17 protein-coding genes and 2 pseudogenes are annotated in these 22,363 nt (G+C 41.4%); 5 read left to right on the top strand and 14 right to left on the bottom strand.

All coding sequences use genetic code 11. From position 1 onward, the window contains the following. Positions 1-113: 113 nt before the first annotated feature. From LXO72_RS01335 to yycF, 4 genes are all read right to left on the bottom strand, one after another. The gene (locus tag LXO72_RS01335) at positions 114-476 is read right to left on the bottom strand and encodes a YbaN family protein (protein WP_125329070.1); all 363 of its coding nucleotides are present in this window, start codon (positions 474-476) and stop codon (positions 114-116) included. An 83-nt stretch (positions 477-559) separates the two neighbouring features. Further along, complete coding sequence (locus tag LXO72_RS01330; RefSeq protein ID WP_048689535.1) at positions 560-1,369, bottom strand: MBL fold metallo-hydrolase; 810 nt, start codon at positions 1,367-1,369, stop codon at positions 560-562. Positions 1,370-1,377: 8 nt separating this feature from the next. After that, the gene (gene vicK, locus LXO72_RS01325; protein WP_140814219.1) at positions 1,378-2,724 is read right to left on the bottom strand and encodes a cell wall metabolism sensor histidine kinase VicK; all 1,347 of its coding nucleotides are present in this window, start codon (positions 2,722-2,724) and stop codon (positions 1,378-1,380) included. Beyond that, the gene (gene yycF, locus LXO72_RS01320; protein ID WP_048717457.1) at positions 2,717-3,418 is read right to left on the bottom strand and encodes a response regulator YycF; all 702 of its coding nucleotides are present in this window, start codon (positions 3,416-3,418) and stop codon (positions 2,717-2,719) included. Before yycF ends, vicK begins: the two co-directional genes overlap by 8 nt. A 577-nt stretch (positions 3,419-3,995) precedes the next feature. On the opposite strand from yycF, the gene LXO72_RS01315 reads away from it, so the two are divergent. Further along, positions 3,996-5,045, top strand: a complete 1,050-nt coding sequence (locus LXO72_RS01315) for a DUF389 domain-containing protein (RefSeq protein WP_233331294.1) — start codon at positions 3,996-3,998, stop codon at positions 5,043-5,045. Positions 5,046-5,405: 360 nt separating this feature from the next. Here LXO72_RS01315 and thrS read toward each other — a convergent pair whose 3' ends face one another. From thrS to ccpA, 4 genes are all read right to left on the bottom strand, one after another. Next, positions 5,406-7,349, bottom strand: a complete 1,944-nt coding sequence (gene thrS, locus LXO72_RS01310) for a threonine--tRNA ligase (protein ID WP_233331293.1) — start codon at positions 7,347-7,349, stop codon at positions 5,406-5,408. Between the two features lie 378 nt (positions 7,350-7,727). Further along, on the bottom strand, positions 7,728-9,050 hold the full coding sequence (locus LXO72_RS01305; protein WP_048789601.1) for a glycosyltransferase family 4 protein: 1,323 nt from the start codon (positions 9,048-9,050) through the stop codon (positions 7,728-7,730). Between the two features lies 1 nt (position 9,051). Beyond that, positions 9,052-10,050: a glycosyltransferase family 4 protein gene (locus LXO72_RS01300; RefSeq protein ID WP_006597024.1), complete on the bottom strand. Its 999-nt coding sequence runs from the start codon at positions 10,048-10,050 to the stop codon at positions 9,052-9,054. A gap of 95 nt (positions 10,051-10,145) precedes the next feature. Then, positions 10,146-11,150 carry a catabolite control protein A gene (gene ccpA, locus LXO72_RS01295; RefSeq protein WP_006595886.1) on the bottom strand — a complete coding sequence of 335 codons (1,005 nt, stop codon included), beginning with the start codon at positions 11,148-11,150 and terminating at the stop codon, positions 10,146-10,148. 160 nt (positions 11,151-11,310) lie between these two features. Between ccpA and LXO72_RS01290 the strand changes: the two genes are divergently transcribed. Together LXO72_RS01290 and LXO72_RS01285 are read left to right on the top strand one after the other, a co-directional pair. Beyond that, positions 11,311-12,393, top strand: a complete 1,083-nt coding sequence (locus LXO72_RS01290) for a M24 family metallopeptidase (protein WP_233331292.1) — start codon at positions 11,311-11,313, stop codon at positions 12,391-12,393. Positions 12,394-12,486: 93 nt separating this feature from the next. After that, on the top strand, positions 12,487-12,756 hold the full coding sequence (locus LXO72_RS01285) for a cytochrome O ubiquinol oxidase (RefSeq protein ID WP_229099990.1): 270 nt from the start codon (positions 12,487-12,489) through the stop codon (positions 12,754-12,756). 372 nt (positions 12,757-13,128) lie between these two features. On the opposite strand, the gene LXO72_RS01280 is transcribed toward LXO72_RS01285, so the two are convergent. The 4 genes from LXO72_RS01280 to LXO72_RS01265 all read right to left on the bottom strand — a co-directional run bounded on the left by LXO72_RS01280 (position 13,129) and on the right by LXO72_RS01265 (position 18,063). After that, positions 13,129-13,578, bottom strand: coding sequence for an Rrf2 family transcriptional regulator (locus tag LXO72_RS01280; protein ID WP_023023935.1), 450 nt, complete (start codon positions 13,576-13,578; stop codon positions 13,129-13,131). A 143-nt stretch (positions 13,579-13,721) separates the two neighbouring features. Further along, positions 13,722-14,564: a metallophosphoesterase family protein gene (locus tag LXO72_RS01275; protein ID WP_195610841.1), complete on the bottom strand. Its 843-nt coding sequence runs from the start codon at positions 14,562-14,564 to the stop codon at positions 13,722-13,724. Positions 14,565-14,632: 68 nt separating this feature from the next. Continuing rightward, positions 14,633-17,350: an FtsX-like permease family protein gene (locus LXO72_RS01270; protein WP_195610842.1), complete on the bottom strand. Its 2,718-nt coding sequence runs from the start codon at positions 17,348-17,350 to the stop codon at positions 14,633-14,635. An 11-nt stretch (positions 17,351-17,361) separates the two neighbouring features. Further along, complete coding sequence (locus tag LXO72_RS01265; RefSeq protein ID WP_140814225.1) at positions 17,362-18,063, bottom strand: ABC transporter ATP-binding protein; 702 nt, start codon at positions 18,061-18,063, stop codon at positions 17,362-17,364. Between the two features lie 544 nt (positions 18,064-18,607). On the opposite strand from LXO72_RS01265, the gene LXO72_RS01260 reads away from it, so the two are divergent. After that, positions 18,608-19,168 (top strand): TetR/AcrR family transcriptional regulator, encoded by a 561-nt coding sequence (locus LXO72_RS01260; protein WP_048789594.1) that lies wholly within the window; start codon positions 18,608-18,610, stop codon positions 19,166-19,168. A gap of 165 nt (positions 19,169-19,333) precedes the next feature. Further along, positions 19,334-21,502, top strand: a complete 2,169-nt coding sequence (gene nt5e, locus LXO72_RS01255; RefSeq protein WP_195610843.1) for a cell surface ecto-5'-nucleotidase Nt5e — start codon at positions 19,334-19,336, stop codon at positions 21,500-21,502. 81 nt (positions 21,503-21,583) lie between these two features. Here the strand turns inward: nt5e and LXO72_RS01250 are convergent. Continuing rightward, positions 21,584-22,138: pseudogene (locus LXO72_RS01250) on the bottom strand (transposase); the annotation flags it as partial. Then, positions 22,127-22,233: pseudogene (locus LXO72_RS01245) on the bottom strand (IS30 family transposase); the annotation flags it as partial. The pseudogenes LXO72_RS01250 and LXO72_RS01245, both read right to left, overlap by 12 nt. Positions 22,234-22,363: the final 130 nt, after the last annotated feature.

Here is a 22,363-nt window from a genome sequence, read left to right as displayed (position 1 = left end):
TGTGACCTATTCCGTCCAAAAGATACACCCTTCTATTATACCAAAAAAGAGTGCGTCTCGCACTCCTTTCCCTTGTTTTCACGATAGGATTTAGGACCTATTCTGTCCTTATATCATTCTTCTTTATCCGGAATCACTTTGAACAAATAATAACTGATAAAAATAGTTAATCCCAGTAGACCTAATTTTACAAACCAGAGTGGTGCCAGGTAAATGGAAATCCCCATCAAAAGATAAATTTGTAGAATAATTCTTTTTTTCCGCTTTTTTGAGATCGACTTGGTTTCCCGATAATCCGCTACATAAGTTTGGTACAACTTGGTCCCATGCAACCATTTTTCAAAGCGTTGAGAACTCTTGGCAAAACAACCCATAGCTAATAAAAGAAACGGGGTCGTTGGTAAAATAGGTAATGGAATCCCAATAATCCCTAATCCTAAGGAAATAAACCCTACTGTTATATACACGTATTTCAAACTAACTGCTCCTATCCTTCCACTTATTTCAAGCTACACTACTGACCTAAAAAGGAGATGAGCTCATCTCCTCTTTTAATCATTTAGATATCTACTAATGGAGTCGCTGTATCTGGAGATGTATCCAAGACGTCAAAATCGTGCCCCACTGCTAGATCTGCTCGAGCCAGTTGATTAACCATGGTCATATGGGCCAATTCCTTGATATTGTTTTCCTTGGATAAGTGGCCCAGATAAATCTTTTTGGTCTTATTGCCTAGGGTCCGAATCATGGCATCTGCACCATCTTCATTAGAGAGGTGACCCAAATCGGATAAGATCCGTTGCTTTAATCGCCAAGCATAAGAGCCTGCCCGTAGGATTTCTACATCGTGATTGGACTCGATCAAATAGCCATCTGCATTTTCAACAATCCCTGCCATTCGATCACTGACATAACCTGTATCCGTCAGCATGACAAAACTCTTCCCATCTTTCATGAACCGGTAGAACTGGGGAGCCGCAGCATCATGGCTAACACCAAAACTTTCCACATCCAAATCCCCGAAGGTTAAGGTCTTGCCCATTTCAAATAAATGTTTCTGGGAATCATCGACCTTCCCAAGGTACTTGCTTCCCTCCATGGCCTTCCAGGTAGCTTCATTGGCGTATAGGTCCATCCCGTATTTACGAGCTAGCACACCAACGCCATGAATGTGATCCGAATGTTCATGTGTGATTAAAATAGCATCAAGATCTTCGGGTTTGCGATCAATCTCTGCAAGCAAACCTGTAATTTTCTTCCCGGACAAGCCTGCATCTACTAGAATTTTCTTCTTAGGAGTCTCTAAGTAAAACGAATTACCACTCGATCCTGAAGCTAAAATACTATATTTAAACCCTTTTTCATCCATTAGTTTTCTTATTCATCCTCATTATCCCATCCATCATCCAGGATAGCATCTTTATCATATGGTAGGACAATCGTGAAAGTAGATCCTTTTCCATATTCACTCTTGGCCCAGATAAATCCTTTGTGTTGCTTGATAATTTCCTTGGCAATGGCCAGTCCTAAACCAGTCCCACCTTGGGCGCGACTGCGTGCCTTATCCACACGATAAAAGCGGTCAAAAATTCGTGGGAGGTCCTTTTTAGGAATCCCTAATCCCTCATCCGAAATCGAGATAATCAATTGGGCATCTGTCGTTTTCATTCCCACACGAATTTCCCCACCATCTGGGGAATATTTGATAGCGTTATTTAAGATATTGTCTAAGACCTGTGTCATCTTGTCTGTATCAATTTCAACCCAGACAGGCGAAATTGGATAATCACGAACAATATCATATTTCTTCTCGCCAGCCTGGTTCTTCATCTTATCAAAGCGGTTCAAAATGAAGGTGATAAAGGCTGTAAAGTTGGTCAATTCAACATCCAATTGACTGGTTTCATTATCGATCCGTGAAAGACTTAATAGATCCGTCACCATCCGCATCATCCGGTTGGTCTCTGTCAAAGACACTTTGACAAATTCCGGTGCAACTGGCTCCGAAATGGCTCCGTCATCCAAGGCTTCCAGGTAAGATTTAACACTGGTCAGTGGTGTTCGGAGTTCATGACTAACGTTGGATACGAATAAACGACGTTCCCGCTCTTCCTTGTCCTGTTCGGTTGTGTCATGCAAGACGGCAACCAGACCAGAAATAAAACCAGACTCTCTCCGGATCAAAGCGAAGCGAACCCGTAAAGAGATGTACTCCCCATTTTCATCCTGCGAATCGATAGTCAATTCTGGAACATTGGTAATCAAGTCACGCAGTTCATACTCTTCACTAATGCCAAGCAGATCTAGAATACTGATGTTCATGACCTCTTCGACCACAACATTGAGTTGTTTTGCCGCCATTTCATTGACCAAGATAATCTGCCCCCGACGATTGGTCGCTAAGACCCCATCTGTCATATAGGAAAGAATACTGGTCAAGCGCTTGGTTTCTTGTTCCAGATTTTCATGCGTCAAACGAATCACTTCAGATAAATCATTGATACTGTTGGAAATCTCTGTTAGTTCTGGACCCCCTTGTAAATCAATGATATCGGAATATTCTCCAGCAATCAAACTCTTAATTTTATCATTCAATAAGCGTAGCTTCATGTTGTCTCGCCGATTTTCCAGGATCAACAAGGCGACAACAATAATAAATCCAAGAGTAATTAGGACAAAGATAAAATTATAAGAGGTTATGACTTCTTTGATGTAATTAATCATTGTTTCTCATATAGTAACCGACACCACGGCGCGTTAAAATATACTCCGGACGACCTGGAATATCTTCGATTTTTTCACGCAAACGTCGAATCGTTACGTCCACTGTCCGAACATCACCAAAATAATCGTAGCCCCAGACTGTTTCCAGTAAATGCTCACGAGTCATGACTTGGCCTACATGGGTCGCCAAGTGATAGAGCAACTCAAATTCGCGATGGGTCAACTCAAGCTCTTTGCCTTTTTTCTGAGCAAGGAAGGCATCCGGAATGATTTTCAAATCCCCAATCACAATGTCTGAATCTGATGTAGACTCTGTTTGTGATTCTACCGTTAATTCTGTCCGACGCAACAGGGCTTTGACACGCGCTTGCAGCTCACGATTTGAGAATGGCTTGGTCACATAGTCATCCGCCCCAATTTCAAGACCGATGACCTTATCAAATTCTGTATCTTTTGCAGATAAGACAATAATCGGTACATTACTGGTCTTTCGAATGGTACGCGCTACTTCCAAACCATCAATTTCAGGAAGCATGAGGTCCAAGATCAAAATATCTGGGCTCTCAGCTTCGAAAACAGCCAGTGCTTCTTTCCCATCGAAGGCAGTCAAGACTTCATAGCCTTCTTTTGCCATATTGAATTTTATAATATCCGAAATCGGCTTTTCATCATCTACAACAAGAATTTTCTTCATACATGTACCTACTTCTATTTTTTTCTTTGCTTCTTCAAATCTCTGTCCTTTCATTATAGCAAATTTCTTTGAAAAATGGGAGTTATACTTTGATTTGTAAAGAAAGAGAAAGAAAAAGGTTGTGCAATAAAAAAAATGATAATCACAACATAGAAGTCACTAAAATAGTGCTTGAATAATTATTTTCAATCCACAAAAAAGCTAGGTTTGAAGCCTGACTTTTCTATCTGTTATTTTCTCAACACGGGATTTGTTGGCGATGTCAGCTAGGATTGCTACAACACACTCATCATGTTTAAACATTAATACGGTATCTTCTTTCAGAGGAGATACCGTTCTTCCTTCTTTGAATAAGGAATCTAAAATTTCTGACTTTCTCTATCTGTTCAACTGATAGATTTCTTCAGAAAAAGGCTGTAAAATTTTTGATATAATGTTAAGGATGGATTGATGGATATTTAAAAGATAATGTTCAAAAGAATTACAAATGAGAATTAAAAATATGTCAAATTGGACAGAAGTCTCTCTACCATCATCCATTCAGAAACAAGATTATATGAAATAAAAGGAGTAACCAATGACCGGAAACTATTCAACACGTGAATTCCGCGAGAAACTATATGATGACCTTCATGTTCGATTAAGAGATACAGTGATTTTGATGTGTTCGATTTTTATTGCCTCTATAGGTCTAAATATGAATTCAACAGCTGTCATTATTGGAGCCATGCTGATTTCCCCTCTTATGACACCGATTATTGGACTGGGGTTTGGTTTAGCTATTTTTGATACGCGTTTAATCAAGCAATCTCTAGAGGTTTTATTGACTCAAGTGTTGGTCAGTTTGCTTGTCTCGACTCTGTATTTCTGGATTTCTCCCTTGTCTTATGCAAGTAGCGAATTGATTGCACGAACCTCTCCAACCATTTGGGATGTTCTCATTGCTATTGCTGGTGGGATAGCAGGCTTTATTGGTTCAAGGAAAAAAGAAGCAAACAATATCGTGCCAGGAGTAGCCATTGCAACTGCTCTAATGCCACCTATCTGTACTGCAGGTTATGGTTTAGCTAATGGAAATGTACGGTTCTTATTTGGAGCTCTCTATCTTTTCTTGATCAACTGTGTCTTTATCATGCTAATCAACATTGTTGGAACAAGAATATTGATGAGAAAATCTCCCTTAAGTTCATTTAATGAGCTAAACATTAAAATGAAAATTGGGTTGATATCCTTGATTGTATTATTGGTCCTTCCAGCCAGCTATTCAGCAGTCACTCTGACGATGGATCAAGCGCGAAAAGAAGGGATCAAACAGTTTGTAGGAAAAGAGTTCGCTAATCATACGGTCATTAATCAAGTCTACAAGTCGAGGAATAATGAATTGGTCTTGACGGTTGTTGGAGATCCGATTTCAGAAGAAGAATTAGAAACCATTCGCCAAAAACAAGCCTCTTACGGTATTCAATCTGTTCAATTGAAAGTCAATCAAGTCCATAATTCGACAAAATTAGATAGTGAGACGACCAAGGAATTTTACGAAAACATTGACAAGTATATCGATCAAAAACTCTCTGAAAAAGATTCACAAAACGATCTCGTAAAAGAAAATGAGGCAAACAAGGATTGAGGATAGTCAATTTATCTAACTCATGGAAGCAAATCTTGGGGGGATATCCTATATCCAAAAGTTAATGGATAGAAAGGATTGTTGATGAGGATACTATTTGTGGTGGTTTGACCAATCACTACTAGCTCAGGTTAAACAAAATATAAAAAGGCGGTGGGACAGAAATCGATAGACAAAGTCTCGATTTCGTAGTCCCAGCCCAGCGAAGATGATTAGGAGCTTTTTGGAGTCTAAAAGACGAACAAAAAGTTCAATCAGCTACCGCGTCAAAGTTTGATTGCTAATAAAAAGTGAGGTCGGGATCTTTTGTCCCAACCTCTTTTTTAGGTAGCTGGAATTTTTATCCCAGGTTTTATCGTTTTATTTCTCAATACGAGATTTGTTGGCGATATCAGCAAGGATTGCTGCTACAAACTCATCTACTGACACAGTGTTTGTTTCTTTTTGTCCATAGCGACGAACGTTGACAGTTCCGTCTTCCATTTCCTTGTCACCAACGATTAATTGGTAAGGAATCTTGCTAGTTTGTGATGCACGGATCTTGAATTGCATTTTCTCATTACGTTCATCCACATCAGCACGGACACCACGGTCACGAAGCTTCTTCGCTACTTCCCAAGCGTAGTCCACGTGTTTTTCGTTAGAAACTGGGATAAGAGTCACTTGGTGTGGTGCAAGCCATGTTGGGAAGGCACCCTTGTAGTTCTCAATCAAAATCGCTGTGAAGCGTTCCATGGTTGAAATAACTCCACGGTGAATCATAACTGGGCGATGTTCTTCACCATCAGCTCCAATGTATTTAAGGTCAAAGCGTTCTGGAAGCAAGAAGTCAAGCTGGATCGTAGAAAGGGTTTCTTCTTTTCCAAGGGCAGTCTTCACCTGGATATCCAATTTTGGTCCGTAGAAGGCTGCTTCCCCTTCAGCTTCAAAGTAGTCAACGCCCATCTCATCAAGAGCAGCACGAAGCATGGTTTGGGCATTTTCCCACATTTCATCGTTATCAAAGTACTTGTGAGTATCTTGAGGGTCACGAAGAGAGAGGCGGAAACGGTACTCGTTTAGGTTGAAGTCTCCGTAAACATCGATAATCAACTGAAGGGCACGTTGGAATTCTTCTTGGATTTGTTCAGGAGTTACAAAGAGGTGACCGTCGTTGAGAGACATTTCACGCACCCGTTGAAGACCTGTCAGGGCACCAGATTTCTCATAGCGATGCATCATTCCGATTTCAGCGATACGGATTGGCAATTCACGGTATGAGTGAACATGGTGTTTAAAGACTTGGATGTGGTGTGGGCAGTTCATTGGGCGAAGGACGAATTCTTCCCCATCTCCCATATCCATAGTTGGGAACATGTCTTCTTGGTAGTGATCCCAGTGACCAGAAGTCTTGTAAAGCTCTACAGAAGCAAGTGGTGGAGTGTAAACGTGTTGGTAGCCAGAAGCTAACTCCTTGTCGACAATATAGCGTTCCAATTCACGACGGATTGTCGCACCATTTGGCAACCAGAATGGTAGACCTTGACCAACTTCTTGAGAAATCATGAACAAATCAAGCTCTTTACCAAGTTTACGGTGGTCACGTTCCTTAGCTTCTTCACGCATTTGAAGGTAGTTTTTCAAGTCTTTCTTGTCAAACCAAGCTGTACCATAAATCCGTTGCATCATAGCATTGTCGCTATTTCCACGCCAGTAAGCACCAGCTACATGGAGAAGGTGGAAGATTTGGATGCGGCCTGTTGAAGGGACGTGAGGGCCACGACAGAGGTCTACATACTCACCTTGACGGTAGATGGTTAAGCCACCCTCGTCTTCTGAGTGCTCTTCGATCAATTCCAATTTATATGGGTCGTTCTTAAAGATTTCACGCGCCTCGTCTTTTGTCACTTCCTCACGAATAGATGGGAAGTTTTCTTTAACGATTTTTTGCATTTCTTCTTCGATACGAGGAAGGTCTTCGTTAGAGATTTGACCGGCTTGGTTGTCTGTATCGTAGTAGAAACCATCTTCGATAGCTGGACCGACACCCAAGTGAATATCTGGGAAGAGACGACGAGCGGCTTGGGCAAACAAGTGTGCTGCTGAGTGGCGCAAGATTGGAAGAGCATCTTCGTGATCAGGTGTCACGATTTCGATGCTTCCATCTTCAGTGATAGCACGAGTGGTGTCAATCAATTTGCCGTTAAATTTACCAGCAAGGGCTTTCTTAGCCAAAGAGTTGCTAATAGATTGGGCAATTTCAAAAGTTGTAACGCCAGATTCGAATTCACGAACAGCGCCATCTGGGAAAGTAATCTTAATCATAATCTTCTCCTTATAAATTTTTAAATATCTTAGTTATAGTGAAACTCTTTTTGATTTCTTCATCAAAAAAACAAAAAAGCGACATCCTAAAAAGGACGTCGCAACGTGGTTCCACCTTCATTTATGTTCCTCAAAAAAGAGGAACACCTCTGATTGGCTCTAACGTGGCCACCGTTTTATGTTTGCATAAAAAATTCACCGAGTAGTCCCAAACCTATCCTCTACGCGATTTCCAGCCCCACGCGCTCTCTATCAGATTTCCTAGATTTGATATGTCTCTGACTAGTATTATAGCACGATTGAAAAATTTTGCAAGAGGAAAAAGCTTCACATCCGTAAGAGGTCCTTCTTTTGAACCTCTTACGGATGTGATTTACTCTAATCCAATAACTTGGTAATGTTGCGTATCTTTTTCACCTGTTTAAAGGAGCCCTTCATGATTCTCACAGACCCATTCACAGGCATAGCGATAACCTTTTGCGGAATTTTCACAATAGACTTGGTCACCCGTTTGGTACGGCTTTCCTCAGGATGACGTTCATTGTAAAAATCTTTCGATATAATAGCGTCTAAATAGAACTCATAGACCCTGCGACCAAAATTTGTCGAAGAAATTTCATAAAGCTTCTCCTCCCACTTAGCCTCATCCTTCTCTGGTGTGGCTAAGGTCGCTTCTAAAATAGCTGCTGCCAAATCTTCTTCCTGGTCATACAAGATTCCGAACATCCGATCATTGATCACATTATCTAAGTAAGGATTACTCTGAGCAATTAGGGGTGTCCCACTAGCGATACTCTCTAAATAGGTCAAGCCTTGCGTCTCACTAGTCGAAGCTGAAATGAAGAAATCTGCTGCTTTATAGTACAGAGCTGTTTCGTTTGGTGGAATCATCCCTGTGAAGACAACCGTATCTGATACACCAAGCTTGGCCGCTTGTTTTTTTAAATCATCCAGATAAGGCCCATCTCCAGCCACAATCAATTTAATATGCGTATTTTCTTCTAGCACTTTAGGCAAGGCCGCAATAACGGCTTGGATATTTTTCTCGTAAGAAACCCGTGACAAGCTCAAGAGCATAATTTCACCCTCTTGAATCCCTAATTTTTCACGAAGGGCTTGCGTCTCCACTTGTGTGATTTCAGGTCGTTCAAACTTCGCCAGCTCGATTCCTGTTGGAATAATCCGTTTTTCAGCCTTGACCTTGTATTTCAGCAAGAGGTCATAGACAATCTCACTCGGACAGATGACCCCATCCAAGTCATTCATATAACCACGGACAATGTACTTGACCATACTTGGTCGGATAACCATCCCCTTGGCAATATAACGTACATAATCTTCATACTGGGTATGATAGGTATGAATCACTGGAATCCGAAGCTCCTTAGCAATCCAAACCCCGAGTAGTCCTAAAGAAAACTCTGTCTGTGTATGGATCATATCCAGTTTGTATTGTTTGGCAATGGCCAGAGCCTTGGTAAAGCCGCGATAAGCAATCCGCCGATCCTTAAAAGCAAAGAAAGGGATACTTGGAATGCGGATAATTTGCCAGTCTTCATAGCGGTTGACATCCTTATCCGTCGTCGTAAAGATAAAAACAGTATGTCCCAACTTCTCCAATTCTGTTTTAAGGGTTCGAATACTGGTCGCAACCCCCGATACCTGTGGAAAATAAGTATCTGTAAATAATCCAATACGCATATTACATCTCCAATACTTGCTGGTAGGCTTTCACTAGTTGATCCGCTACCAAATCAATTGAGCGACTTTGAGCGACTCGATCCCCTGCGTCGCGCTTGTCCACTTGACCAGACAAGACTTTTTCAAGAGAGTCCACAAACTCATCCACTGAATGACACAATTCTGCTGACTCTTGGTCCACCCAACCATGATAAACTGGAATATCCCGGAGAACGACATGCTGGTGACCCGCTAAGGCCTCTAGGACGACAATTCCTTCCGTTTCCTCGTAAGACGGGAAGAAGAAGGCATCCGCACCTGTCATGGCCCCTTGGAATACAGCTCCCTTAAAATAGCCAGGGAATTCAACATTGCTCGGATGATCTTTCTCGACCAGACGACGAATAGCCCGAGGAATCAACCATTTATTAATCGACCCCAACCAAATAAAGCGGACATCTGGCATCCGACGAGCCACTTCTACAAAGTCTTCAATCCCTTTTCGCCTAAAGTAGAGACCCGCACATAAAACGACCTTCTCTCCTTCTTGGATATTAAAGTGCTTCCGAAAAACCTCTTCTTTTTTGGGATCTTTTTTATATTTAGACAAATCAATCCCATTGGAAACGGCGACAATTGGAGTCTTGACCCCGTAGGACTGAATCAGTTGTTTCGAATACTCTGAAGGGGTAATAATAAAATCGGCTTTTTTATACATATGAGCCAAATATTTGCCAAATAAGGGAGCAAATAAATTGGACCCGATAAATGAATTTTGGAAATCTTCCCGTGTGGAATGTCCATGCATGATGACCTTTTTCCCCCGACGTTTGGCAGCATGTAATAGCAACAAACTCCGAGGACCATAGGTATTAATATGAACCACATCGTAGTCCCCTAAAATATCTGTGGTGTAGGGGATTCCAGCCAAATCCAAGGCATGCATCTGATGTTGGAGGGCTCGACCGATCCCCGATTTTTGTAAAACGGATTTTCCTTCTAGATACAGTAAAACTTTCATACCCTCTATTATACCTGATTTAGCAGACCCCTTCAAGTTTTACCGGAGATTCATACAGAGACAAGAAAAAAGGAAGCCTTGGCTTCCTTTGATTTTTACTTCTTCGTAGTTCCACGATGATTGATGGTATGGGCAAGAAGAACTTCTCTTTCTTCCAATTCTTCCTTATGCATAATTTTTGTCAACATCCGCATACTGATAGCCCCCAAATCATAAAGTGGTTGGCCAACAGTTGAAAGATTTGGACGAGTGTAGCGTGTAATTTGTGAATCATCACTGGTAATCAACTCAAAATCTTCCGGTACGTTCACACCTTGATCAGCTAGACCATTAAGCAAACCTGCTGCCAATTCATCCCCAGTTACAAAGGCTGCTGTTGCTTTAGATGCAATGATGCGTTCAGCCAAGTTATAGCCTTCTTCATAGCGGTACTTAGACTCAAAGACCAAGCCTTCACTGTAAGACAATTTTTTTGCTTTCAAAGCATCTTTGTAGCCAGCCAAGCGAATCTTACCGTTGATATCATCTACTAATGGTCCACTTACAAAAGCAATCTTTTTATTTCGTTTAGCCAATAGTGTAACCGCGTCTACTGTCGCTTGCTTGTAATCGATATTGACACTTGGCAATTGATGTTCGACATCAACTGTCCCAGCAAGGACCACCGGTGTCCGAGAACGAGAGAATTCTGAACGAATCTTTTCTGTCAAGTGATAACCCATGAAGATAATCCCATCGACCTGTTTTGAGAAAAGAGTATTGACAACAGAAACTTCTTTATCATCGTCTTCATCGCTGTTGGCAAGGACGATGTTGTACTTGTACATTTCAGCAATGTCATCGATCCCCTTTGCCAGAGTAGAGAAATAACTATTGGTAATATTTGGAATCACAACACCTACCGTTGTGGTTTTCTTACTCGCAAGTCCACGAGCTACTGCATTCGGACGATAGTCCAAACGTTCAATGACTTCCAATACTTTTTTACGAGTATTTTCCTTAACGTTCTTATTTCCGTTCACGACACGGCTAACAGTCGCCATTGAGACACCCGCCTCTCGGGCAACGTCGTAAATGGTTACAGTATCGTCTGTATTCATAATACTTCCTTTCTTTATTGAAAATTTCGTTTTCAGTCTTCTATAACAACTATTCTATCACTTATTGTAAACACTTTCAAGCATTTTAACATCTTTTTGCAAACTCTTGATTTTTTAGGAAAAATTTGACAAAATATTATCAATAGAAAGAAGGTAGCTTATGTCTAAATTAGATCAAATTGTAGCATTTCTTGAAACCGAAAAAACAGATGTTGCTGTTGTATCCGATCCTGTCACTATCAATTACCTAACTGGATTTTACAGTGATCCCCACGAACGTCAGCTCTTCTTGTTCGTTTATCCAGACCATGAACCGCTTCTTTTTGTCCCTGCTCTTGAGGTAGAACGGGCGACTGCAGTTGTGGATTTCCAAGTGGTAGGGTATGTGGATTCTGAAAACCCTTGGGAAAAAATCAAAAGGGCTAGCGCTAATCCAGAAGCCAAAAAGGTCGCTTTGGAATTTGATAATTTGATTTTGACCAAGTACCATGGGCTTCGTTCAGTCTTTGAACAAGCAACATTTACCAATCTCAGCCCTCGAATTAACCGCATGCGCTTGATCAAATCTGCTGATGAAATTCAAAAAATGTTGGTTGCAGGTCAATATGCGGATAAGGCTGTCAATATGGGATTTGACGCTATCTCACTGGGTAAAACAGAAACTGACATCGTCGCAGAAATCGACTTTGGCATCAAACGCTTGGGCTATGAAATGAGCTTTGAAACTATGGTCTTGACTGGTAACAATGCAGCCAACCCTCACGGCATTCCTGGAAACAACAAAATTGAAAAAGATGCTCTTCTTCTCTTCGACTTGGGCTGTATGGTGAATGGCTATGCTTCAGATATGACGCGAACAGTCGCTGTTGGAAAACCAGATGATTTCAAAAAAGAAATCTACCACTTGACTTTAGAAGCTCAACAGGCTGCCCTAGATATGATCAAACCAGGTGTAACAGCACATGACGTAGACCGTGCTGCCCGGAGCGTCATTGAAAAAGCAGGATACGGCGAATACTTCAACCACCGCCTCGGACACGGTATCGGAATGGATGTGCATGAATTCCCTTCTATCATGGAAGGAAATGACATGGTCATCGAAGAAGGCATGTGCTTCTCAGTCGAACCAGGCATCTACATTCCTGGAAAAGTCGGGGTTCGAATTGAAGACTGTGGCTATGTGACAAAAGATGGCTTTGGCCTCTTTACCGAAACCAGCAAAGACTTGCTCTATTTTGATTAAGATAGGAAATAAGGAGATTATTTAATTATTGTTTGGCGTGGTAAAGGCTTGCCCGTTCCCCATGCTCTTATGATTGGAGGAGCTTTGGCGAATATGATTTATTTCTTCCTGCATCTTAATGTAAATAAGAGTACAGATAGTATCATCTTAGGATGTATGTTGGGGATTCTTGCTGCAGCAGTCAATTATTTGCTAACAAAAAAATTTGTTTCCGATCAGGTTCGGTACATGATTGATGAGGAAACAGGGCAACGCATTGCTTTGCGCGATCGTTCTTCCTTTATGTTCATTCCTAATCGTTACTGGACATGGATTTATGCAATTGGATTTATTCTAGTTAGTGTCTTATTTATTAAAAAATAAAAATTAGATAAACTTTAAATCATTTCATTCAACAAAAAAAGCCTTTCAGTTTACACTGAGAGGCTCAGATTAAAGAAATAGTATTCCTAGAAACTCTCCTTAGGTGAGTACGGACGTCAGCGAACTTCTACGAAGTTCCATGACTTAGTTTTGAACCTAAGGTTTCAAAACTCCCGAGTGCTTGAAACGAAAACGTTTCAAGCATTTTTCTCACGGCGGAAAGTTTCGGATATGCTTTAATGATTCAAAGCAACATAATAGTTTTTTGAAAAATTACCTAGCTATCTTAAGTAAAAAGTAGTTTGTCTACATTCAAAGCCTTTCAGTATATACTGAAAGGCCTTTTTACATCACGTTTCTTACAGACTCAAATCAAGAAACGGTTGCTAGTTCCATTTGTTTCTTGGTTTGCTCCACCACTTCTTTGAGGCTGGTCTGAGCCATTTCCTTTTCCATGGCCAATTGAATCTTTTCCAGCTTCCCATCTAAAACACCATGGATACTATTTCCAATCGGACAAGCTGGATTTGGATGCTCGTGGAAACCAAATAATTGACCAGTCTTCCCAAGGCATTCAACCGCCTGGTAGATATCTAACAAACTAATGGCTTCCAATTCTTTGGCCATCTCGGCCCCACCTGTTCCACGCGCCACATGGATCAAGCCTGCCTTTTTTAATTGAGACAAGGTTTTCCGAATAATGACAGGGTTCACCCCAACACTGCCAGCAATCATATCACTGGTCACCTTGGTGCAATCTCCTTTTAAAGCAATCATCACTAATACATGGGTTCCAATGGTAAAACGACTTGAAATTTGCATGGATACTCCTCTCTTCCATCTAGATAGGGATGTCTTAAACTGGATCTAAAACCATCAGTAACTAGACACATTTACTCTTCCGACGTTAAAGTTCTTTCTTTAAGTCTATTATACCCTTATTTGTTGTAATGTCAACTGTTACACTAATTGAAAAAGTCTCTCAACCATGCGTCTACTTCTACATTGTGTCCCTCTCGCTGGGCTATTTCATGTAGAAGCTCATGATTATGGGTATGGTGGATTCCATTGACTAAACTTTCATAGTAAACTTGGAAGTAAGGGAGTTTCAGATCCTTAGCGAGTTGGAGTTCTTTCTCAATGTCATAGGACACCCGCCGAAAGTCAACATCTTTCAAACCCGATTCATCAAACTCTAGAATAGCATACATGGCCCGGAGATCCTTTCGAAGATTGGCTTGCAAAAAGAAGGGGTGGCCGATAGACCCCGGATTCAAGATGAGCTCTCCACCACTTCCATATCGGAAAAATTGTTGGTGGATATGACCATAGACTGCTAGATCACAAGGGGGATTGGTTACGAGGCGATCAAAATCTTTCTGGTCTCCTATATGGATCAATTCGCGTCCCCAGTTTTTGTCTGGCAGATGATGGGTAATGCCCACTCTTAAGCCGGAAACTTCCCGATGCACTTGCATGGGCAGACTTTGCATGGCCTCTATCTCTTCTGGACTAATTTCTTCTAAGATATATTGACAATGGCGCATCAAATAACGGTGACTAGCCCTTGATGGATCCAGCATCCCCTTCATCGCTCGCCACAAGCTATCTTCCCAATTTCCTAAAATCTGTACGGTAATGGGCAATTCTTCAAGTAGGTTCAAAAGATGTCGTCTACCAGTCCCCGGCATAAGGACATCCCCTAATAACCAGTATTCTTCTACACCTGCCCGCTTGGCATCTCCAAGCACAGCCTCTAAAGCAGTTGTATTCCCATGTATATCCGAAAGCAAAGCAATTTTTGTCATGTCTCTTCTCCTTCTTTCATTATACCAAAGCTCTAAAAAACTTCCACCCTAGGGTAGAAGTTTCTTTTTTATTCAACAGATTTCAAAGCCTCCAGCATGTCTACCTTGCGAAGATGATGATTGACCAAGATTCCTAAGCTAGCTAAGATCAGTATGACGCCAGCGATAGGATAAAGATAGACACCAAGGGCTACCCGCGGATAAAAGAGAATGGCATCTGGGGCGATCATGGCAATCAAAAAGCGATGGAGATAAAAGCCTCCTAGCAAACCTAATCCTATCCCTACAAGAGACAAGAGGATGGTTTCTCGATAAATATAAAGGGTAACTTCTTGATGATGGAAGCCGAGGACCTTAATGGTGGATAACTCACGGATTCGTTCTGCCACATTAATATTGGTCAAATTATACAAAATAACCATCGCTAGCAAAATAGATACCAAAACTAAAATCATCATGGTCTTATTCAATGATTGGGCTACAGAACTGAAGAGAGAAATCAAGGAAGTATTTTGCGTAACAGCAAGCACCGCCCCTTCTTCCATCATGTCCCGACTGACCTTCTGGACGAACTGCTGAGAAGAAGACTGTAATCGGACCAAATAGGCATTCTTCTTAACACTTCTTCCATAGGTTTTCTGATAGGTCGCTTGATTCATATAGACAAAATGGCCAACATAATTTTCGGTAATCGCAGCCACCCTAATCGTATGGCCATCTATCCGCAAGTCATCTCCAACGCCCACCTTGGCCAGCTGCGCTAATTTGCTGGTAATTACCGCCCCATTGGATAGGTCGAGTCTTCCCCCTTCTGAGCGGAGACTGATAAAAGGTTCCAAGCTGTCTTTAGAGGACACCATTAAGGTCATGCTTTGTTTTCCACGTCCGGAAGGATAAGAAGCCTCCACTTGTTTTGTAAAAATGCCTTCTGTCTCTTTTATATCTGCTTGCTTCAAGCGCTTCTTCAAGGATTCTTCCTCTTCGTCTGTCAGGCTGGATTTGGTCGAGAGAATCATATCGTACTTGAGGATTTCCCCAAACTGGCGTTGGGGTACTCCACCGACTGAGGATTGAATCCCCAAGCCCGCAAAAAGAAGAGCAACCGAACCAGCAACACCAAATATGGTCATCACCATCCGCTGTTTATAGCGAAAAATATTTCTAGCGGTCACCTTTTGGGTGAAACTCAGACGTTTCCACAAAAACGGTAGCCGTTCGAGCAAAATACTGGATCCGGAAACTGGCGGTTTTGGAAGGAGGAGGTTACTGGCTTCTTCCTTCAACTCTCTCTTAGCGACTAGATAAGCTGGAAAGACGCTAGAAAGAAGGGAGAGCCCCAAGGCTAATAAGCTATAGGACCCATAAAAATACTGTTGACTAGTTCCTACGACCATCCCCTGCGTAATAATTTGCGAAATGGTTCCAGATAAAACATAATGACCGAGAAGAGTTCCGATGCCTGTCCCAACTGTTCCAGCAACCAAGCCATACAAGAGAAACTTTGCTAAGATATCTTTCGTTCGATAGCCCAAGGCCTTGAACAAGCCCGCATGGCTCCGTTCTTCATCAACAAAACGAGTCATGGTCGTAAACGTGACCATGGCAGCGACTGCGTAGAGTACCACAGGAAATAGATTGCCTACGGCGGAGATACTGGCACTGGCATTACTATACATGAGGTAACCCTGGCCACCTGGAATGGTTTTTCGATCATAGACATGATAGTTTGGTTGCTCTAGATTTTTCAGATCTTCCTTGGCCTTTTCCAGGTCCTTCTGTTTAGTTGCTAGTTCCGATTCACCTGTCTGAATGTTGACCAATTGCTGATCTAGTTGCTTTTGAGCTTCTGCCAACTCGAGTCGCCTTGTTTCTAGTTCTTCCTTGGGCAAGAGTGTAGACAGTTGATTCAGTTTATTGGATTGCTCCGTTAGTTGTGTCTGTGCTTGACCTGCCTTTTCGCGTGCGTCTGCTAACTGTTTGTTGGCAGCATCAAGTTCTTCTTGCCCTTTTTGGATCTTTTGTTTCCCATCAGCCTGCAACTTTCGATAGCGCTCCTGACCATTTCCAGCTAAGAGTTCTTCCAGGTCCTTTTGATGGGAGACCAGACGATCTTGATAGCTAGTTGAGAATGGATTGAACCCCCTCAAATCATCAAACCGAATCCGAGCAAGGCTATAAACAGGACTAGTAAAGGCATCTTTTGAGAGGACGCCATAGGCATCCAAGGAACCACTCCCACTTGTAGCTTGGCCCAAGTCTTTTTCGGACCACATCTCAGCAGACTTTACAAAGCCAACAATTCGATAGTTTTTTGTCTTTAAAACAGATGGACTTCCAGCTTTTTCATGTATCCTTAGCTGATCCCCAATCTGGTAACGATCTTTCCAAAACGCTGCTAGAGCGACCTCATCTTCCTTCTGCGGAAGCCGTCCTGAAGTCAGCAGAAAGCGTGAGATGGTTTCTGGATTGGAAAAAAGTCGAACAGCTTCGTCCTTTCCGTCAAGCGTCACATCTGTCAGGTAGGAAAATTCCAAGCTGGCCCCCGTCAATCCTTGTAGCTCTTCTTGGTCAGTCTTATCCAAACCAAGATCTCCCATGACAGCGAGGTCCAGCATCTCTTGTTGGTCTATAAAGCGCTGGGCAGTCCGATGCATATTTGGGGTCGTTACTTTTAAACCGACCAGGGCTAAGGTACCCAGCATCATCAGCGTTAAAATGGACAAAAAGCGCCCTTTGGAACTGGTAAAGGAATGACATAGATCTTTCCAATATACTTTTTGCTTCATGAACAACCTCCCTAATACTCTAGGCTATCAATATCTAGTGGAGTGTTATGGATGGTCACCGATTTTACTTGGGCATCATGCATCTGAATGACACGATCGGCTATTGGCGCTAAAGAAGCATTATGAGTGACGATAATCACTGTTGCCCCTTTTTTACGAGACATGTCCTGAAGAATCTTTAAAACCTGTTTACCGGTTTGGTAGTCTAAAGCCCCTGTTGGTTCATCACAAAGGAGAATCTTAGGATTCTTCGCCACTGCGCGCGCAATGGCTACCCGTTGTTGTTCCCCACCAGATAGCTGGGCTGGGAAGTTGTTCAAACGCTCACCCAATCCAACCTCTCTCAAGACTTGTTCAGGGTCTAAGGCATCAGAAACAATTTCAGAAGCCAGCTCAACATTTTCCTTGGCTGTTAAATTAGGGATGAGATTATAAAACTGGAAGACAAAACCAACATCATTTCTGCGATAATCCGTTCGTTGGTGCGAGGAGAAGCTTGAGATGGCTTTCCCATCCACTAGTACCTCCCCTTCATCATTGGTATCCATACCTCCCAAAATATTGAGAACTGTTGATTTTCCTGCGCCTGATGCCCCCAAAATAATGACCAATTCGCCTTTATCAATTTCAAAAGTAACATCTTTATTGGCAATGATGTCAGTTTCTCCTGACGGATAGCGTTTATAACTATGTTTCATTTCAATATAAGCCATATCTTTTCTCCCACTTAAACACAAGTTCCTATCTTTATTATAGTCCTTTTTTACCGGAAGACCAAGAACAATCAATCCCTTAAAACTACTAAAAAACAAGAAATTTGTGAGGGATGCATTTCCTCTATTTTATGAATAAAGCCATCCAAGAAACTAATACTTTTCTATGCAAAAATAGACAAGGAAAAAGCTTGGTCTTATCTAGTTCCCGATATAGAAATCTCCAAGCATCATCTGCCCTCCTCTCCTTAGTTTGTGATATAATAACAAATAAGTATGAATGATTATTTGCGTTTAAATAACTGATATTTCAAGTTTTTCTTTCATTTTTATATAATAGCCCCTTTGAAAGTAGATCTGGGAAAAAATTTTATAATCCTTCCAAAATGGCTTTCACAGTATAAGAATAAGACCTGATTTTAAGCTATTTAGACTTATAGAATGATACTAAAATTTTATTCTGTTGATGAATAAATTTGATTTCTGTATAATATGATGATTAGTGAACAACATTTATACCAAACTACATGATAAAGGAGGAACTATGACCCGAAAAAAGAGAAAAACGAATTCTAAAAATGCTATCCGAAGCGCCCTATCACGCCTGCTTCTTGAACAATCACTTGAAAGCCTTACAATTAGCCAACTAACAAAGGAAGCCGGCATTAATCGAGGTACCTTTTACCTTCATTATGTAGACAAACAAGATATGTTCAACCAGCTAAAATCTGAACTTTTAGGCGAGTTGGGAGAACTTTTCGCTACAAGCACCGTCAATCGAGCAAATTTTCTTGCCTCACTTCAATATATTCAAGATAATTATGACTTTATCTATGCCTTGATGCAGATGGATTACCAAGAATTTCATTTTCTAATGAAAAATTTCACCCTGCAACTTCTTGACGATACTCCACACGCCAAAGACCACTTGGTTAATAAATTCCAAGTTCCTTATAAGTATGCTGTTGAGATTTTTGCAGCTACGATTGAAGCCGTAATCACAAAATGGTTGTCAACTGGTGCAAAAGAAGAGCCGATCGAAATCGCGACAGTCGTATTAAGTGTGACTGACTTTACCACTTGGAACCAACCCATAACAGAATAAGAAAATGAGAAAACGAAAGTTTTCTTTTTTTATGGATAAGAGCAACTAGCTGGAACCTCAACGCTCTCACAAGATTATTTGCCCAACTATCAGAAAACGTTTTCCTTTTCTTTCCTTTTTAGCTATAATATTTAGTATGCAATAAAATAGAAATGAGGACCGTTTATGAAAAAGAAGAAACTTCTTTTGCCGATCTTATTGCTTGCTCCTGCCTTCCTAGCTTCTCAGGTAGCTGCAGATGAGCAAACAGCTCCAGAAACTAACCTTGAAGCAGCTGCTACTTCCACAAATGCTACAGATGCTGCTACTCCTGCTTCAACAGAAGCTAATACAGCTACTTCAGAAGGTGCTACAGAGAGTTCAGCTGACTTACCTGAAGCAAATATCCTTCATACCAACGATGTTCATGGTCGGATCGTCGAAGAAAAGGGTGTGATTGGTGATGCTAAATTAGCCGCAGTCATCGATGAAGAACGTGCGAAAAATCCATCTACTTTGGTCGTAGATGCTGGAGATGCCTTCCAAGGACTACCGATTTCAAATAGTTCTAAAGGTGAAGAACGAGCTAAAATTTTGAACGAAATTGGCTACGATGCCATGGCAGTCGGAAACCATGAGTTCGATTTTGGTCTGGATGAAGCTAAAAAGTACAAAGAAATCTTAAATTTCCCACTTCTCAGCTCCAACACCTACATCAACGGTGCTCGCTTATTTGAGGCTTCCACCATCGTCGATAAAGATAAGAATGTCGTTGGGGATGAGTTTGTCGTCATCGGGGTGACAACGCCTGAAACAGCCACTAAAACTCACCCTAAGAATGTCCAAGGTGTTACCTTTACAGATCCTATTTCAGAAGTAAACAAGGTCATTGATGAGATTGAAGCACGCGCGACTGCTGAAGGCAAGACTTACAAAAACTATGTTGTCCTTGCTCACTTGGGAGTAGATACTACTACACCAATCAAATGGCGAGGATCTACCTTAGCTGAAGAACTTTCTAAAAACTCAAAACTGAAAGGAAAACGTGTCACCGTTATTGATGGGCATTCCCATACTGTTCAATCAACTACATACGGAGAAAACGTGACCTATAACCAAACTGGTAGCTACCTGAACAATATCGGTAAAATCACCTACCAGGCTAACCAATTGCTTGGAAACCCTCAACAAATTTCAGCAGCTTCAACAAAAAATGTCGTGCCAAATGCCAAAGTAGCTGCCATGGTCCAAAAGATCAAGGAACAATACGATGCTGAGAATGCAAAAATCGTTCGTGACAATAGTCCGGTAGAACTAAACGGTCAACGGGAAAATGTCCGTGTCCGTGAAACCAACCTAGGAAATGTCGTGGCAGATGCCCTCTACGAATATGGTCAAACTGGTTTTAGCCATAAGACAGACCTTGCTGTAACCAACGGTGGTGGCTTACGCGAAACCATCGCTAAAGACAAGCCAATCACCAAAGGAAGCGTCATTGCTGTTCTTCCATTTGGGAATACCATCTCTCAAATTAAAGTAACTGGTCAGGATATTGCTGATATGTTTGCTAAATCTCTTGGATCCATTTTACAAGAAAAAGATGGCAAAACCGTTCTTGACGAAAACGGTCAACCCCTTCTTGAACCAAGCGGTGGCTTCCTCCAAGTCTCTGGAGCAAAAGTTTATTACGATACAACCCTACCAGCTGAAAAACGCGTCCTCTATATCGAAATTAAAAACCCAGAAACTGGTCAATATGAACCGCTCAACCTTGCTAAAGATTATTACTTGACTACTAATGACTTCTTAGCAGCAGGTGGGGATGGCTACACCATGTTAGGTGGAGCTCGTGAGGAAGGTCCTTCCATGGACGTTGCCTTTGCAGATTACCTTGCTAAGGCAGATCTCACAGCCTATGCAACCATCAATCCAAATTCTCGTACCATTTCTATTTCTGCTAGCAAAGATACAGATGGAGATGGTGTGGCAGATATTGAGGAAATCAAACAAGGAACAGATCCTGCTAATCCTAAGTCCTACCCAGGAAGCAATAACCAACCAGTTATCCCATCTACCGGTAAAATGGATCAAACATATATTCCAGCTCTAGTTGGTACGAATTCTCCTAATCAACTAGCTAGCCAAACAAAGAATACTTTTACATCTGCTAAGGACGATACACAGATCAAGGCCAACAACCATCACCTGTCCTTCACCTCAGCAAAAACATTTAAACCAGCAGCTGCTACTCTACCAGAAACAGGAACTTCCGACTCTCCTGCTATCTACATGCTCGCTCTGTTGACATCCGTCTTAGCCTTCTTTGGTCTAAAGAAAAAAGAAGAAAACGAATAGTCACTGTAAAAAATAGTCTGGGACAACATTGTTCTCAGCCACAAAAAAGCTAGAGATTTCCAATTATGGACCTCTAGCTTTTTAATTTTGAGTAGTTTTCTTATTGTATTTGAGGAGATTATTGGCCATGAGTACTAATCCCATGTCATTTATTACCTGACGCTTGGATTTCTTTTACTTTTAAGAGCTGATACCTCTCATTCACATAGAGCCCCTTTTATGGAGCCAAGTCAGCTTGTTCTGCCTTATAAACCATATTTTCCTGTCTAAAACCTGTTGTGCTATGCCTATGTTTGAGGTGATCAAACTGGTATACCCAACTCTCTGGATGGGTGTAGGTATCAGTTGTTTCATCGTAAGTCCAATTATCCAGATTCCTATCAGATTCTTTGTATTTTTCTTCTGTTCCTTGTCAAAAAGACTATATTTAATAAAATGCTCAATACCCATCCTATCTAAGGTAAGAAGAATCTCCACGCTACCGTATCCCGCATCGGCGACAGCTCTTTTTAACTCATGTGTATAGGTTTCTAAAAATGGCAACAGCGTTCTGGTATCTGTTGGATTTTGATAGATGTCATCGTGAAGGACGAACTGATTTTCAGTAGCGATTTGTAGGTTGTAAGCAGGTTTGAGTCCTACGCTTAAATAAGCTTCAATTTCCCTCGTTCAGCTTCAGATAAGTACTTGTAGGATTGATTTGTGGTAGGATAATTAGCAGACATGTTCATCTTCCTTTATACTGTTTTTCGCAACTCTAGTATATCAGATGAACATGTCTGTTGTGTTGCACTTCATTTTACAACAGAGCATGTGGTCTGTTTTCAGAAAAGGTAATTTTCTAGACAAGTAGTTGTTGAA

The sequence above is a fragment of the Streptococcus sp. XMC genome (assembly GCF_021341835.1).
Lineage (GTDB): Bacteria > Bacillota > Bacilli > Lactobacillales > Streptococcaceae > Streptococcus.
Note: the sequence above shows the minus strand (reverse complement) of the source record. Positions and strands in the feature narration are given on the sequence as shown.

Bases quoted from the DNA above. Each gene is read 5' to 3' on its own strand.
- LXO72_RS01330 (WP_048689535.1), bottom strand. From the start codon at position 1,369: ATGGATGAAAAAGGGTTTAAATATAGTATTTTAGCTTCAGGATCGAGT.
- ccpA (WP_006595886.1), bottom strand. From the start codon at position 11,150: ATGAATACAGACGATACTGTAACCATTTACGACGTTGCCCGAGAGGCG.
- nt5e (WP_195610843.1), top strand. From the start codon at position 19,334: ATGAAAAAGAAGAAACTTCTTTTGCCGATCTTATTGCTTGCTCCTGCC.
- LXO72_RS01265 (WP_140814225.1), bottom strand. From the start codon at position 18,063: ATGGCTTATATTGAAATGAAACATAGTTATAAACGCTATCCGTCAGGA.
- LXO72_RS01280 (WP_023023935.1), bottom strand. From the start codon at position 13,578: ATGCAAATTTCAAGTCGTTTTACCATTGGAACCCATGTATTAGTGATG.
- LXO72_RS01300 (WP_006597024.1), bottom strand. From the start codon at position 10,050: ATGAAAGTTTTACTGTATCTAGAAGGAAAATCCGTTTTACAAAAATCG.
- LXO72_RS01270 (WP_195610842.1), bottom strand. From the start codon at position 17,350: ATGAAGCAAAAAGTATATTGGAAAGATCTATGTCATTCCTTTACCAGT.
- LXO72_RS01305 (WP_048789601.1), bottom strand. From the start codon at position 9,050: ATGCGTATTGGATTATTTACAGATACTTATTTTCCACAGGTATCGGGG.
- LXO72_RS01290 (WP_233331292.1), top strand. From the start codon at position 11,311: ATGTCTAAATTAGATCAAATTGTAGCATTTCTTGAAACCGAAAAAACA.
- thrS (WP_233331293.1), bottom strand. From the start codon at position 7,349: ATGATTAAGATTACTTTCCCAGATGGCGCTGTTCGTGAATTCGAATCT.
- yycF (WP_048717457.1), bottom strand. From the start codon at position 3,418: ATGAAGAAAATTCTTGTTGTAGATGATGAAAAGCCGATTTCGGATATT.
- LXO72_RS01275 (WP_195610841.1), bottom strand. From the start codon at position 14,564: ATGACAAAAATTGCTTTGCTTTCGGATATACATGGGAATACAACTGCT.
- LXO72_RS01315 (WP_233331294.1), top strand. From the start codon at position 3,996: ATGACCGGAAACTATTCAACACGTGAATTCCGCGAGAAACTATATGAT.
- LXO72_RS01260 (WP_048789594.1), top strand. From the start codon at position 18,608: ATGACCCGAAAAAAGAGAAAAACGAATTCTAAAAATGCTATCCGAAGC.
- LXO72_RS01285 (WP_229099990.1), top strand. From the start codon at position 12,487: ATGATTTATTTCTTCCTGCATCTTAATGTAAATAAGAGTACAGATAGT.
- vicK (WP_140814219.1), bottom strand. From the start codon at position 2,724: ATGATTAATTACATCAAAGAAGTCATAACCTCTTATAATTTTATCTTT.